The sequence below is a fragment of the Burkholderia sp. MBR-1 genome (genome assembly GCF_013822785.1).
Lineage (GTDB): Bacteria > Pseudomonadota > Gammaproteobacteria > Burkholderiales > Burkholderiaceae > Burkholderia > Burkholderia vietnamiensis.
The window spans coordinates 3,219,184-3,233,781 of the sequence record NZ_CP053609.1 but is presented as its reverse complement, the minus strand read 5'-3'; the positions used below and the strand labels follow the sequence as shown (position 1 = coordinate 3,233,781).

13 protein-coding genes are annotated in these 14,598 nt (G+C 68.0%); 7 read left to right on the top strand and 6 right to left on the bottom strand.

What is annotated here, in order from left to right:
• Positions 1 to 7: 7 nt before the first annotated feature.
• The 3 genes from prfA to MBR110_RS14915 form a co-directional block, all read right to left on the bottom strand.
• The gene (gene prfA, locus MBR110_RS14925) at positions 8 to 1,090 is read right to left on the bottom strand and encodes a peptide chain release factor 1 (RefSeq protein ID WP_014722360.1); all 1,083 of its coding nucleotides are present in this window, start codon (positions 1,088 to 1,090) and stop codon (positions 8 to 10) included.
• Positions 1,091 to 1,170: 80 nt separating this feature from the next.
• A complete protein-coding gene (gene hemA, locus MBR110_RS14920; protein WP_011883135.1) occupies positions 1,171 to 2,469 on the bottom strand; it encodes a glutamyl-tRNA reductase in 1,299 nt (432 codons plus the stop codon).
• Positions 2,470 to 2,540: 71 nt separating this feature from the next.
• Entirely contained in the window at positions 2,541 to 3,257 is a 717-nt protein-coding gene (locus tag MBR110_RS14915) for a response regulator transcription factor (protein ID WP_011883136.1), read from the bottom strand.
• 176 nt (positions 3,258 to 3,433) lie between these two features.
• Between MBR110_RS14915 and MBR110_RS14910 the strand changes: the two genes are divergently transcribed.
• The 4 genes from MBR110_RS14910 (at position 3,434) to MBR110_RS14895 (ending at position 6,767) form a co-directional block, all read left to right on the top strand.
• Positions 3,434 to 3,688, top strand: a complete 255-nt coding sequence (locus tag MBR110_RS14910) for a hypothetical protein (protein WP_011883137.1) — start codon at positions 3,434 to 3,436, stop codon at positions 3,686 to 3,688.
• A gap of 18 nt (positions 3,689 to 3,706) precedes the next feature.
• Positions 3,707 to 5,521: an aminopeptidase P family protein gene (locus MBR110_RS14905; RefSeq protein ID WP_175995086.1), complete on the top strand. Its 1,815-nt coding sequence runs from the start codon at positions 3,707 to 3,709 to the stop codon at positions 5,519 to 5,521.
• Positions 5,522 to 5,595: 74 nt separating this feature from the next.
• Positions 5,596 to 6,147: an isochorismatase family protein gene (locus MBR110_RS14900; RefSeq protein WP_059475563.1), complete on the top strand. Its 552-nt coding sequence runs from the start codon at positions 5,596 to 5,598 to the stop codon at positions 6,145 to 6,147.
• Positions 6,144 to 6,767: an HAD family hydrolase gene (locus tag MBR110_RS14895; protein WP_014722363.1), complete on the top strand. Its 624-nt coding sequence runs from the start codon at positions 6,144 to 6,146 to the stop codon at positions 6,765 to 6,767. The genes MBR110_RS14900 and MBR110_RS14895 overlap by 4 nt, the downstream gene beginning before the upstream one ends.
• 131 nt (positions 6,768 to 6,898) lie before the next feature.
• Here MBR110_RS14895 and ettA read toward each other — a convergent pair whose 3' ends face one another.
• On the bottom strand, positions 6,899 to 8,566 hold the full coding sequence (gene ettA, locus MBR110_RS14890; RefSeq protein WP_014722364.1) for an energy-dependent translational throttle protein EttA: 1,668 nt from the start codon (positions 8,564 to 8,566) through the stop codon (positions 6,899 to 6,901).
• Between the two features lie 187 nt (positions 8,567 to 8,753).
• Entirely contained in the window at positions 8,754 to 9,062 is a 309-nt protein-coding gene (locus MBR110_RS14885; protein WP_059460374.1) for a DUF3761 domain-containing protein, read from the bottom strand.
• Positions 9,063 to 9,635: 573 nt separating this feature from the next.
• Here MBR110_RS14885 and gabP point away from each other — a divergent pair.
• A complete protein-coding gene (gene gabP, locus MBR110_RS14880; protein ID WP_034193975.1) occupies positions 9,636 to 11,027 on the top strand; it encodes a GABA permease in 1,392 nt (463 codons plus the stop codon).
• Positions 11,028 to 11,191: 164 nt separating this feature from the next.
• Here the strand turns inward: gabP and ychF are convergent, their stop codons facing one another.
• Positions 11,192 to 12,286 carry a redox-regulated ATPase YchF gene (ychF, locus tag MBR110_RS14875; protein ID WP_011883144.1) on the bottom strand — a complete coding sequence of 365 codons (1,095 nt, stop codon included), beginning with the start codon at positions 12,284 to 12,286 and terminating at the stop codon, positions 11,192 to 11,194.
• 248 nt (positions 12,287 to 12,534) lie between these two features.
• Between ychF and MBR110_RS14870 the strand changes: the two genes are divergently transcribed.
• Positions 12,535 to 13,713 (top strand): UbiH/UbiF family hydroxylase, encoded by a 1,179-nt coding sequence (locus tag MBR110_RS14870; protein WP_011883145.1) that lies wholly within the window; start codon positions 12,535 to 12,537, stop codon positions 13,711 to 13,713.
• A gap of 90 nt (positions 13,714 to 13,803) precedes the next feature.
• Entirely contained in the window at positions 13,804 to 14,532 is a 729-nt protein-coding gene (locus MBR110_RS14865) for a DsbC family protein (RefSeq protein ID WP_041493746.1), read from the top strand.
• Positions 14,533 to 14,598: the final 66 nt, after the last annotated feature.

The window sequence follows — 14,598 nt, the reverse complement described above, 5'->3', positions numbered from 1 at the left end:
CGCGGCCTCAGTCGGCGTCGCCGAGCGACGCGAGCAGTTCGGCCTGATGCTCGCTGACGAGCGCGCCGATCAGTTCGTCGAGGTCGCCGTCCATCAGCGCCTCGAGCCGGTACAGCGTCAGGTTGATCCGGTGGTCGGTCATCCGGCCCTGCGGGAAGTTGTAGGTGCGGATGCGCTCAGAGCGGTCGCCGGAGCCGATCAGGCTCTTGCGCGTCGCGGCTTCCTTCGCGTGCTGCTCGTGATACTGCTTGTCCTTGATGCGCGCGGCGAGCACCTTCAGCGCGCGATCCTTGTTCTTGTGCTGCGAACGGTCGTCCTGGCACTCGACGACGATCCCGGTCGGAATGTGCGTGACGCGCACCGCCGAGTCGGTCTTGTTGATGTGCTGGCCGCCCGCGCCCGACGCGCGGAACGTGTCGATCCGCAGGTCGGCCGGATTGATTTCGACCTCGCCGATTTCGTCGGCTTCCGGCATCACCGCCACCGTGCACGCGGACGTGTGGATGCGCCCCTGCGTCTCGGTGGCCGGCACGCGCTGCACGCGATGGCCGCCCGACTCGAACTTCAGCCGCGAATACGCACCCTGGCCGGCGATCCGCACGATCACTTCCTTGTAGCCGCCGAGGTCCGACGGGCTCTCCGACATCATCTCGACCTGCCAGCGCTGGCGTTCCGCGTAGCGCAGATACATGCGCAGCAGGTCGCCCGCGAACAGCGCCGATTCGTCGCCGCCGGTGCCGGCGCGGATTTCGAGGAAGATGTTGCGATCGTCATTCGGGTCCTTCGGCAGCAGCATCTTCTGCAATTCGCCTTCGAGGCGGGTCATGCGCTCGCGTGCGCTGCGAATCTCCTCTTCGGCGAAGTCGCGCATCGACGCGTCCGCGAGCAATTCCTGCGCGGCCGCTTCGTCGTTGCGCGACTGGCGCCACAGCGCGTACTGCTCGACGACCGGCCCGAGCTCCGCGTGTTCGCGCGTCAGCTTGCGGTACTGGTCGAGATCGGCCGTGACGTTTTCGCGGCTCAGCAGATCATTGAGTTCGGCCAGCCGGACAGACAGCTGGTCGAGCTTGCGTTGCATGCTCGTCTTCATGGTGTGGAGCGGCGCTCCCGGGCAAGGGTATTCGAAAAGGATAGGCCGGCGCGCGGCCGGCGGCGTCGCGCCGACCGTCGCTAGTGGCCGGACTGGTCGTTCGAGCGCGGCGCGTGCTGGTAGAAGCCGCGCATCAGGTCGATCAGCGAATCGCGATCGGCGCCGCTCACGCGGTTCAGCGCGCTCGTCGGGCCGTGGATCAGCTTGTTGGTGAGCGCCTGCGACAGCGCTTCGAGAACGGCGGCCGGATCGTCGCCGCGTGCGAGCAGCTTTTGTGCCTTCTCGACTTCGGCGCGGCGCAGTGCGTCGGCCTGCGTATGCATGTGACGAATCACCGGCACGACACTGCGCGTGTCGAGCCATTGCATGAAATTCTGCACGCGCGTCTCGATGATCGCCTCGGCCTGGGCGACCGCGGCCTGGCGCGACGCGTTGCCTTCGCGCACGATCGCGCCGAGATCGTCGACCGTGTAGAGGAACACGTCCTTCAGCTTGCCGACTTCGGGCTCGATGTCGCGCGGCACCGCGAGGTCGACCATGAAGATGGGCCGGTGGCGGCGTGCCTTCACCGCGCGCTCGACGGCACCGAGGCCGATGATCGGCAGCGTCGACGCGGTGCACGACACGATGATGTCGAACTCGTGCATGCGCGTCGGCAGGTCCGACAGCGGCATCGCGCGGCCGCCGAAGCGTTCGGCGAGCCGTTGGCCGCGTTCCGCGGTGCGGTTCGCGACGACGAGCTCGCGCGGGCCTTGTGCGGCGAAATGCGTCGCGCATAGCTCGATCATCTCGCCCGCGCCGATGAACAGCACGCGCTGATCCGCCACCTTTTCGAAGATGCGTTGCGCGAGGCGCACCGCGGCGGCGGCCATCGACACCGACTGCGTGCCGATCTCGGTCGTGCCGCGTACTTCCTTGGCGACCGCGAACGTGCGCTGAAACAGCTGGTTCAGATAGGTGCCGAGCGCGCCGGCTTCGGTCGCGGTGCGCACGGCGTCCTTCATCTGGCCCAGAATCTGGGTTTCGCCGAGCACCATCGAATCGAGGCCGGACGCGACGCGGAATGCGTGCCGGACCGCTTCCGATTGCGGCAGCGCGTAGACGTGCGGCGCGAGTTCGTCGACCGGAATCCGGTGGTACTCCGACAGCCAGCGAATCGCCCCGTCGCGCGCGGCGCGATCATGCGTCGCGCAATAGAGCTCGGTGCGGTTGCAGGTGGAGAGGATCGCCGCTTCGGGCGTGTTCGGCGCCTGGGGGCCGAGGAACACGTTCTTGAACGTGACGAGAGCCGGTTTGATCTGCTCGAGCGGAAACGCCACGCGTTCGCGCAAGGCGACAGGCGCAGTGTGGTGATTGATTCCGATCGTGAGGAGTTGCATATCAGGGGCTATCGTTTAGCCCCATATTATAGCGTCTCGGCGATTTCCTCACTCAGCGCGTGGCGGGTACGTCAGCCGGGCGGCGCGCAGGCGGGGGCCTCGACCGGCACGCGGTTGAGCTGATAGCCGTAGCCGTACAGAGGCAGGAGCCGGTAGCCGCGTTCGGGAAGCAACTGCAGCTTGCAGCGCAGCCGTGACGCGTGGGTGTCGAGCGTGCGCGACTTCATGTCGCGGTGACGCGCCCACACCGTTTCGAGGATGTGGGCGCGCGACACCGGCCGGGACAGGTTCGCGAACAGCAACTCGGCGAAGCGAAATTCCTTCGGCGTGAGCGCGACGACCGAATCGCCGAAGCGCACGACGCTGTGGATCACGTCGAACGCGTATTCGCCGAACGTTTCGCGGGCGCGATTCGGCGGCCGCCGCACGCCCGCGCGCCGGCTCAACGCGTTGACGCGCGCCAGCAACTCGGGGCCGCTCACGGGGCGCACGACGCAGTCGTCCGCGCCCGCGTGCAGGCACGACACCACTTCGCTTTCCCGCGCGCGCTGCATGACGGCGATGGCCGGCAGCCCGGGCAGGATCGACTGCGCCCGCGGGATGACTTCCTCGGCCGGGTGATCGCCGGCCCAGTTGCCGGTGATCAGCATGTCGCAGGTGTCGGTGGCGAGCCACTCGAAGAAGTCCGCGCTCGACTCGAACGCGTGGCAGAGGTGACCGCCGGCGAACAGCAGGCGGTTCAGGAGCGCAGCATGGCGCGCCTCCGGATCGATCAGGGCAATTCGCATGAGGATTTCTTCAATACGGCTGCCGGTGCGCGCTTGCCATAACGTCAGGTCGGCCCCTACACTCGAATGTTCGCGGCGCCCGGCTGGTCGGGGGTTTCGATGGATGGATGAGTCGATGCTAGCCGCTGGCAACGTTCACGCCTATGGGACGAATCTGAATTTATAGAAGGCGTCGAATGAACTGGTTTGGAATCATTGTTCTCGGAGCGGCCGTCGGGCTGTTCGGCCGGTGGCTGCACCCGCTGCGGCGCGCAGGCCGGCCGGCATGGTGGATCGCGGTGCTGGTCGGCATCGTGGCCGCCGCCGCCGCGCGCATGGCCGGTAACCTCTCCGGACTGTTTTACGATGGCGAAACGCTCGAATGGCCGGTCTGCACCGGTGTCGCGTTCCTCGCCGTAGCCGTGACGGTCGCCGTGTCGGCCCGTCGCTGAAAGCTCTCAGGTGAAATCATGAATGCCCGTCTCCCCGAAGTCTCGTCGGTGCCGGCCCGCCTCGCGCTGCTGCGCGGTGCGATGGTCCGCGAGGACCTGGCCGCCTATCTGGTGCCGTCCGCCGATCCGCACCTGTCCGAGTACCTGCCCGAGCGCTGGCAGGCGCGCCGCTGGCTGTCCGGGTTCACTGGCTCGGTCGGCACGCTGGTCGTGACCGCCGATTTCGCCGGGCTCTGGGTCGACAGCCGTTACTGGGTGCAGGCAGAGGCCGAGCTTGCCGGCACGGGCGTTCAGCTGATGAAGATGACGAGCGGCCAGCAGAGCGCGCCGCACGTCGACTGGCTCGCGCAGAACGTGCCGGCTGGCGCGACGGTCGGCGTCGACGGCGCGGTGCTCGGCATCGCGGCCGCCCGCGCGCTGACGGCCGCGCTCGACGCACGCGGCATCGCGCTGCGCACCGATCTCGACCTGCTCGACGCGATCTGGCCCGAGCGCCCTGGCTTGCCGGGCGCCGCTGTGTTCGAGCACACGGCGCCGCAGGCCGACACGACGCGCGCCAGCAAGCTCGCCGAAGTGCGCCGCGCGATGCACGCGCAGGGCGCGCAGTGGCACTTCGTGTCGACGCTCGACGATCTCGCGTGGCTGTTCAACCTGCGCGGCGCCGACGTCAACTTCAACCCGGTGTTCGTCGCGCACGCGCTGATCGGCGCCGAGCGCGCGACGTTGTTCGTCGCCGACGGCAAGGTGCCGCCGGCGCTGGCCGCATCGCTCGCGCAGGACGGCGTCGAGGTCCGCGCGTACGACGCCGCGCGCGCGGCGCTCGGTGCGCTGCCCGACGGCGCGAGCCTGCTGATCGACCCGCGCCGCGTCACGTTCGGCACGCTCGAGGCCGTGCCGGCCGGCGTGAAGCTGATCGAGGCCGTGAACCCGTCGACGTTCGCGAAGTCGCGCAAGACGTCCGTCGAGATCGAGCACGTGCGCGTGACGATGGAGCACGACGGCGCCGCACTCGCCGAATTCTTCGCGTGGTTCGAGCAGGCCGTGAACCGCGAGCCGATCACCGAGCTGACGATCGAGGAGCAGCTGACGGCCGCGCGCGCCCGGCGTCCCGGCTACGTGTCGCCGAGCTTCGCGACGATCGCCGGCTTCAACGCGAACGGCGCGATGCCGCATTACCACGCGACGCCCGCGTCGCATGCGACGATCGCCGGCGACGGCCTGCTGCTGATCGACTCCGGCGGCCAGTACACGGGCGGCACGACCGACATCACGCGCGTCGTGCCGGTCGGCACGGTCGGCGATCTGCAGCGGCGCGATTTCACGATCGTGCTGAAGTCGATGATGGCGCTGTCGCGCGCGCGCTTCCCGCGCGGCATTCGCTCGCCGATGCTCGATGCGATCGCGCGCGCGCCGATGTGGGCGGCCGGGCTCGACTACGGCCACGGCACCGGTCACGGCGTCGGCTATTTCCTGAACGTGCACGAAGGGCCGCAGGTCATTTCGCACTACGCGCCGGCCGAGCCGCACACGGCGATGGAAGAGGGGATGATCACGTCGATCGAGCCCGGCGTGTACCGGCCCGGCAAATGGGGTATCCGGATCGAGAACCTGGTCGTGAATCGCGCGGCCGGGCAGACCGAATTCGGCGACTTCCTCGCGTTCGAGACGCTCACGCTGTGCCCGATCGACACGCGCTGCGTGCTGATCGAGATGCTGCACGAAGAAGAGCGCGCCTGGCTGAACGCGTATCACGCGAGCGTGCGCGAGCGGGTCGGCCGGCACGTGAGCGGCGACGCGAAGGCCTGGCTCGACGTGCGCACGCAACCGATCTGACCCGGCCCGACGCACGGCAAAGCAGACGCCGCATACCGGCCGCACGGCGGCCGGACCATCACCGAGGGCACGCGATGGCAGACACCGCAGTAATCGTGATCGACATGCAGCGCGGGCTGCTGCAGCGGGCGCGGCCCGCGTACCGGCTCGACGACGTCGTGGCGGGCATCAACCGCCTGACCGCGGCCGCGCGCGCGGCGAATGCGCCCGTGTGCTTCGTGCAGCACGACGGCGACGCGGACGACGACATCGTGCCCGGCACACCCGGCTGGGAACTGCACGACGCGCTGAGCGTCGGCTCCGGCGACTGGCGCATCCGCAAGCAGATGAGCGATGCGTTCCACGACACGCCGCTCGCCGCGCAGCTCGACGGGCACGGCATCCGGTCGGTGCTGATCTGCGGCTATGCGACCGAGTTCTGCGTCGATGCGGCCGCGCGCCGCGCGGCGCTGCTCGGCTACCGGACGAGCGTCGTGTCGGACCTGCATACGACCAACGAGCGCACGCATCTGTCGGCCGCGCAGATCGTCGCGCACCATCAGTTCGTGTGGGAAAACAGCACGCTGTCGGGCAACGCGGTGACGCCGCGTCCGCTCGCGGACGTGCTCGCAACGGAGTTCGCATGACGATCAAGGCGGTGGTATTCGATTTCGGCGGCGTGCTGATCGACTGGAGCCCCGAGTATCTGTACCGGCAACTGATTCCCGACGAAGCGCCGCGCCGCTGGTTCCTCACGCACGTGTGCGCGATGGACTGGGTGGTCCGCCAGGACGGCGGGCAGACGATCGACGAAGGAACGGACGAACTCGTCGCGAAGTTTCCGGAACACGAGGCGCTGATTCGCGCGTTCTACGCACGCTGGCACGAGATGATCGGCGGCGTGCTCGAAGAAGGCGCGGCGCTGGTCGAGCGGCTCGATGCGCAGCGCATGCCGCTGTTCGGGCTGACCAATTGGTCGGCGCAGACGTTTCCGTATGCGTGGGACAACTTCCCGGTGCTGCGACGCTTCAAGGACATCGTCGTGTCGGGCCACGTGAAGCTCGTGAAGCCCGATCCGGCGATCTACCGCGCAATGCACGCGCGGATCGAACCGCATCTGCCGGGTGTCGCGCCGCATGAACTCGTGTTCATCGACGACAACGCGAACAACGCGGCGGCCGCGACCGCGCTCGGCTGGCACGGCATCCATCACACGAGCGCGGCGGCGACCGAGGCGCGCCTGCGCGAGCTGGGCGCGCTCACGTAGGCGAGCGTCGGGCGGTGAGCCAATAGAAAAGCGGGCCAGTGGCCCGCTTTCGTTTTGGCGATCCCGAAGCGGCGGCGCGGGCGTGCGGCCCCGCGTTGCCGCGCACCGCGCCGGACGCCGCCCCGTGCCGATCAGCGGCTGATCGGCTTGTAGCGCAGACGCTTCGGCTTCGCCGCTTCCTCGCCGAGGCGCGCACGCTTGTCGGCTTCGTACTCCTGGTAGTTGCCGTCGAAGAACGTGACCTGCGAATCGCCTTCGAAGGCGAGGATGTGCGTCGCGATCCGGTCGAGGAACCAGCGATCGTGCGAGATCACCAGCACCGAGCCCGCGAACTCCAGCAGCGCGTCTTCCAGCGCGCGCAGCGTTTCGACGTCGAGGTCGTTCGACGGTTCGTCGAGCAGCAGCACGTTGCCGCCGGAGATCAGCGTCTTCGCGAGGTGCAGGCGGCCGCGCTCGCCGCCCGACAGGTTGCCGACGATTTTCTGCTGGTCGCCGCCCTTGAAGTTGAAGCGGCCGATGTACGCGCGCGACGGCGTTTCGTACTTGCCGACCGTCAGCACGTCGGCGCCGCCGGAGATTTCCTCGAACACCGTCTTCGAGCCGTCGAGCGCGTCGCGGCTCTGGTCGACGTACGCGAGCTTCACCGTCGGCCCGAGCACGACTTCGCCGGAATCCGGCTGCTCCTTGCCGGTCAGCATCTTGAACAGCGTCGACTTGCCGGCGCCGTTCGGGCCGATGATGCCGACGATCGCGCCGGCCGGGATCTTCAGGCTCAGGTTGTCGATCAGCAGGCGATCGCCGAACGACTTGCTGACGTTCTTGAACTCGATCACTTCATTGCCGAGGCGATCGCCGACCGGAATGAAGATTTCCTGCGTTTCGTTGCGCTTCTGGTATTCCTGGCTGTTCAGTTCCTCGAAGCGCGCGATCCGCGCCTTCGACTTCGCCTGACGGCCCTTCGGGTTCTGGCGCACCCACTCCAGTTCCTTCTTGATCGCCTTTTGGCGCGCCGATTCCGACGCTTCCTCCTGCTTCAGGCGCTCTTCCTTCTGGTCGAGCCAGCTGCTGTAGTTGCCCTTCCACGGAATGCCGTGGCCGCGGTCGAGTTCGAGAATCCACTCGGCCGCGTTGTCGAGGAAGTAGCGATCGTGCGTGACGGCGACGACGGTGCCGGGGAAGCGCACCAGGAACTGCTCGAGCCAGTCGACCGACTCGGCGTCGAGGTGGTTGGTCGGCTCGTCGAGCAGCAGCATGTCGGGCTTTTCGAGCAGCAGCTTGCACAGCGCGACGCGGCGCTTTTCGCCGCCCGACAGGTGTTCGATCTTCGCGTCCCACGGCGGCAGACGCAGCGCGTCGGCGGCCACTTCGAGCTGCTGCTCGGGGCTGCCGCCGTCGCTCGACGCGAGGATCGCTTCGTATTTGGCCTGCTCGGCCGCGAGCGCGTCGAAGTCGGCGTCGGGTTCCGCATACGCGGCGTAGATTTCCTCGAGCTTCTTGTTCGCCTGGAACAGGTCGCCGAGGCCGTCCTCGACCGCCTCGCGCACCGTCTTCGTCGGGTCGAGCTGCGGTTCCTGCGGCAGATAGCCGATGTTCAGGTTCGGCATCGGCGTCGCTTCGCCTTCGATGTCCTTGTCGACGCCCGCCATGATGCGGATCAGCGTCGACTTGCCCGAGCCGTTCAGGCCGAGCACGCCGATCTTCGCGCCCGGAAAGAACGACAGCGAGATGTCCTTCAGGATCTGGCGCTTGGGCGGCACGATCTTGCCGACCCGGTTCATCGTGAAAACGTATTGGGCCATTTGGGTGTGAAAGTCAGAGGGTTGAGACTGCCGCGCGGCGCATGGGCGAGCGTGGCGTCGGATGAGTCGGTACGGAGCGCGCGGCGCGCGGCGCGGCCGTGGCGCCGCGTGGCGGCGGCGCGAGCGCGTATTGTACTTCGCCGCCGCCTGCCGCTGGCGCGGCGCCGGCCATTCGGCCGACCCGCCTTCACAACCATGCGGCGACGCCGCCGTGCCCCGAACACGTGCCGCGCCGATGGCGGCTGAAGCTGTACGTGCCGTCGCGGCAACGTGCGCTCGCGCCGTCGGGCACGCGGCCCGATCTCGAATGCGCGGGCGCGTGCACGGTGTCGCCGTCGCGATTGCGGTACGTGTCGTGCCGGTCGAGATCCGCTTCGCTGCCGTAACCGGGCGACGCGCGATACGCGTGTGCGGCGGGCGGCAGCGCGGTGCACGCGACGAACAGCGCGGCCGCGACGGTCGCGATGCGGGTGACGCGGCGCAGCGTGGCGGGCATGGTGGGTCTCCGGATGAGGTGCTCGATGGCGGTTCGCGGGTCGAGCGGGCGGGGCGCGAAGCATTGCCGCGGACCGCGCGCCGACGCCGCGATGCTACGCGAAGGCCGTCGCCGCTGCCGCGAACCGGCACGCGGCAACGCTCGCGTCGCCCGTCTGCCGCACGATAGGGTGACGGCCCCATGGCGAGTGCCCGATAGCGCGCTCGCGCCGCTCGCCCGGCCGCCGAACCGACACCAAGCGTTGCATCGACGACCATCGATGCAACCAGTGGTTCCATCGAAATTCTTCAATTGGTTCTTAGTTCAGAACCGTTTGATGCTTACACTCCTTCGCTTCGAAGGCGGCCGACCGACGGCCGACGGAACGGGCGCACGCGATGCGCCGGCGCGCTGAGCGCCGCATCGCACCCGCAGCTTCGCAGACTGCGTCGCGCACCGACCAGACCGGCCCGATCCGGCTCCTGGTCCGCATGCGACGCATGCGCGGCGGGCAGCGGATACAACAACGACAACTCCCTCGCCGCCTTCATGCCACAACCGGTCGTACCGGCACCGTTTTTTGGAGAGAGACATATGAGTGGAAGCAACACAGGCCTCGGCACGGGTCTGAAACAGCGGCACGTGACGATGATGTCGATTGCCGGCGTCATCGGCGCGGGCTTGTTCGTGGGCTCCGGCCACGCCATCGCGGAGGCCGGCCCGGCTTCCATCCTCGCGTATGCGATCGCGGGCGTGCTGGTCGTGCTGGTGATGCGCATGCTCGGCGAGATGGCCGTCGCGCATCCGGACAGCGGTTCGTTCTCGACCTATGCCGATCGCGCGATCGGCCATTGGGCCGGCTTCTCGATCGGCTGGCTGTACTGGTGGTTCTGGGTGCTGGTGATTCCGATCGAGGCAACGGCCGCCGCAACCATTCTCAATGCGTGGTTCCCCGGCGTCGCGACCTGGATCTTCGCGCTCGGCATCACGCTGCTGCTGACGATCACCAATCTCTTTTCGGTCAAGAACTACGGCGAATTCGAATTCTGGTTCGCGCTGATCAAGGTGGTCGCGATCGTCGTGTTCCTGTGCATCGGCGGTGCCGCGATCCTCGGCATCGTTCCGGCGCCGGCGGTGTCGGGCGTGTCGAACCTGTTCGCGCACCAGGGCTTCATGCCGAACGGCGCGGGCGCGGTGCTGGCTGCGATGCTGACGACCATGTTCTCGTTTCTCGGCACCGAGATCGTGACGATCGCGGCCGCGGAATCGGACAACCCGCAGCGCCAGATCGTCCGCGCGACGAACTCGGTGATCTGGCGTATCACGCTGTTCTACCTCGGCTCGATTCTCGTCGTCGCCGCCATCGTGCCGTGGAACGATCCGCTGCTGCCGAAGCACGGCTCGTATCAGCGTGCGATGGAGCTGATCGGCGTGCCGAACGCGAAGGCGATCATCGACGTGATCGTGCTGGTGTCGGTCGCGAGCTGCCTGAACTCGGCGCTGTACACGGCGTCGCGGATGCTGTTCTCGCTGTCCAAGCGCAAGGACGCGCCCGCGTTCCTGCACCGCACCGATTCGACCGGCACGCCGCGCGCGGCCGTGCTGGCGTCGACCGCGTTCGGCTTCCTGACGGTGATCGCGAACTATCTGATGCCGGAGCAGGTGTTCGGCTTCCTGCTCGCGACCTCGGGCGCGATCGCACTGCTCGTGTATCTCGTGATCGCGATCTCGCAGCTGCGGATGCGCAAGACGCTCGAATCGACGGGCGCGGACCTGACGCTGCGGATGTGGCTGTTCCCGTGGCTCACGTGGGCGGTGATCCTGTTCATCTGCGGCACGCTGACCGTGATGTTCGTGAGCGAGGCGCACCGGATGGAAGTGGGCGCGACGGCCGTGCTGGCGCTGCTGGTGCTGTTCGCTTCGTGGCTGAACAAGCGTGCGCGCGATGCGCGCGCGGTGGCCGGCGGGCGAGTCTCGGCGACTTGACGACGTGACGACCGGATGGCGGGCGCGCTGCCCGCCGCCGGCACGCGGGCAGGCCGCGTGATGAAAAATGGGCCGATCGGCACTTGCCGATCGGCCCATTTGCTTTTCGCGACGGTTCGCGTGGCGCGATGCCGGGGCGCTCGCCCGGCATCGGCGGTCAGGTATCAGACGTTGAACAGGAAGTTCATCACATCGCCGTCGTGCACGACGTATTCCTTGCCTTCCGCGCGCATCTTGCCGGCTTCCTTCGCACCCTGTTCGCCCTTGTACGCGACGAAGTCGTCGAACGAGATGGTCTGCGCGCGGATGAAGCCGCGCTCGAAGTCGGTGTGGATCACGCCGGCCGCCTGCGGCGCCGTGTCGCCGATATGGATCGTCCACGCGCGCACTTCCTTCACGCCCGCGGTGAAGTAGGTCTGCAGGCCCAGCAGCTTGAAGCCCGCGCGGATCACGCGGTCGAGGCCCGGCTCTTCCATGCCCATGTCCGCGAGGAACGCTTCCTTGTCGGCGTCGTCGAGATCGGCGATTTCCGCCTCGATCGCGGCGCACACGGCGACCACCGGCGAGTTCTCGCTTTCCGCGTACTTGCGCACCGCTTCGAGGTGCGGGTTGTTGTCGAAGCCGTCGTCCTTCACGTTCGCGACGTACATCGCGGGCTTCGCCGTGATCAGGCAGAACGGCTTGAGCAGCGCTTGCTCGTCGTCCGACAGGTCGAGGCTGCGCACGGCCTTGCCCTGGTCGAGCTGCGCGCGCACTTTCTCGAGCACCGCCGCGAGCTTCACCGCTTCCTTGTCGTTGCCCGACTTCGCGGCCTTCGAGTAGCGCGTGAGCGCCTTCTCGACGGTGCCGAGATCGGCGAGCGCGAGCTCGGTGTTGATCACTTCGATGTCGTCGATCGGGCTGACCTTGCCGGCGACGTGGATCACGTTGTCGTCTTCGAAGCAGCGCACGACGTGCGTGATCGCGTCGGTTTCGCGGATGTTCGCGAGGAACTGGTTGCCGAGGCCTTCGCCCTTGCTCGCGCCGGCGACGAGGCCCGCGATGTCGACGAATTCGACGACGGCCGGCAGGACGCGCTCGGGCTTCACGATTTCGGCCAGCGCCTTCAGGCGCGTGTCGGGGACTTCGACGATGCCGACGTTCGGCTCGATCGTGCAGAACGGGTAGTTCTCGGCGGCGATGCCGGCCTTCGTCAACGCATTGAACAGTGTGGACTTGCCGACGTTGGGCAAGCCGACGATGCCGCATTTGAGGCTCATGGAATCCTTCGGACGGGTGGGGCGGCGCGGCCGGACGGAGCGCGGCGGCGCGGGAAAATAGGGACGGCCGGCGCGCGAGGCGCGGCGGGCCGACGTTCAAAGGCGCTATTGTACCGTGCCGACGCCCCGGTTTCCGGCCTTGGCCGGAACGCCCCGACGCGACCGGCCGCCGCATTGGCGCAGCCACGGGCGATTCTGCTGATTTCCCGCAAAGTCCGGCCGAGTAAGGGCTCGGCCCCGCGGCTATAATGCGCGCCATGACTGCCCACCACACCTTCGATGTCGCCGTGGTCGGCGGCGGGCTCGTCGGCAAGACGGCCGCGCTCGCGCTGACCCAGTCCGGCTACAAGACCGCGTTGCTCGCCCAGCCGGCGACCCCGCGCCCCGCCGATCTCGCGTTCGATACGCGCATCTACGCGCTGTCCTCCAGTTCGCAGGCGTTGCTCGAACGGCTGCGGGTCTGGCAGGCGCTCGACCACGGGCGGCTCGCGCCGGTGTACGACATGCGCGTGTACGGCGATGCCCACGCGGAGTTGCATTTCTCCGCGTACCAGGCGTCGGTGCCGCAGCTCGCATGGATCGTCGAATCGTCGCTGATCGAGACGTCGCTCGACGCCGCGCTGCGGTTCCAGCCGAATCTCACGTGGTTCGACGCGCGCGCGCAGGGCTTCGACGTGCGCGACGATGCGGCCGTCCTGACGCTGTCGTCCGGGCACGTGGTCGAGGCGGACCTCGTGGTCGGCGCGGACGGCGCCCATTCGTGGGTGCGCTCCCAGATGGGCGCCAAGGTCGAGCGCCGCGATTACCGGCAGACGGGCGTCGTCGCGAACTTCAAGGCGTCGCTGCCGCACCGCGAGACCGCGTACCAGTGGTTCCACGAAGGCGAGATCATCGCGTTGTTGCCGCTGCCCGACGGCCACGTGTCGCTCGTGTGGTCCGCGCAGACCGCGCACGCCGATCAGCTGCTCGCGCTCGATCCCGCGCAGCTCGCCGCCGAAGTCGAACGCGTGTCGCACGGTCAGGTCGGCACGCTCGAATGCGTGACGCCGGCGGCCGGTTTCCCGCTCGCGCTGCAGACGGTCGACAAGCTGATCGCGCCGCGCGTCGCGCTCGTCGGCGACGCCGCGCATCTGATCCATCCGCTCGCGGGGCAGGGGATGAACCTCGGGCTGCGCGACGTCGCGTCGCTCGCCGATGCGATCGCGAGCAAGGAGAGCTTCCGCAATCTCGGCGATACGGTGCTGCTGCGCCGCTACGAGCGCGCGCGCCGCGAGGACATCCGCGCGCTGATGGTCGCGACCGACGGGCTGCAGCGGCTGTTCTCGGTGCCCGGCCCGCTCGCGAAGGCGGTGCGCAACGCGGGCATGGCGTTCGTCGGCGCGCAGCCGCTCGTGAAGCGCTGGCTGGTGTCGGCCGCGCTCGGCTGATCGAACCTTCGCATGGCGGTCCTGTCGGACAGGTGCCCGTTACGGCGTACACTGTGACGTGCACTTCGATTGAGCTGAAGGACCAACCCGATGAAAAGAACGATCCGCATGGCATCGCTGGCGCTCGCCGTCACGATGGCGACGCTTGGCTGTACCGCGCAGGCCGACCAAACCACCGACAAGCTGAAAGCCACGCTGCAGGCGCGTCTCGGCAGCGACGCGCCGATCAAGAGCGTGTCGAAATCGCCGGTCGCGGGCCTCTATGAGGTGAACCTCGGCTCGCAGATCATCTATAGCGACGCAGCGGGCGACTACGTGCTGCTCGGCGATCTCGTCGACACCAAGACGCACAAGAACCTGACCGACGCACGCCTGTCCGATCTGAACCGGATCGATTTCGCGAGCCTGCCGTTCGCGAACGCGATCAAGGTCGTGAAGGGCAACGGCGCACGCAAGATCGCGGTGTTCTCCGACCCCAACTGCCCGTACTGCAAGCGGCTCGAGACGACGCTGCAGTCGATCGACAACGTGACCGTCTACACGTTCCTGTACCCGGTGCTGTCGCCGGATTCGACCGCGAAGTCGAAGGCGATCTGGTGCGCGAGCGATCGCGCGAAGACGTGGGAAAGCTGGATGATCGACCATCGCGCGCCGTCCGGCGCCGGCACCTGCGACACCACCGCGCTCGACAAGAACCTCGCGCTCGGCCACGGGATGAACGTCACCGGCACGCCGACGATCTTCCTGCCGGACGGTCGCCGCCTGCCGGGCGCCGTTTCGGCCGAGCAGCTGAACCAGGCGCTCGCGTCGAGCAAGTAACCGACCGACACGCCGGGCCGCAACGCCCGGCCAGCGAGGGGCGCCCGCGACACCCGCCGGCGCCTC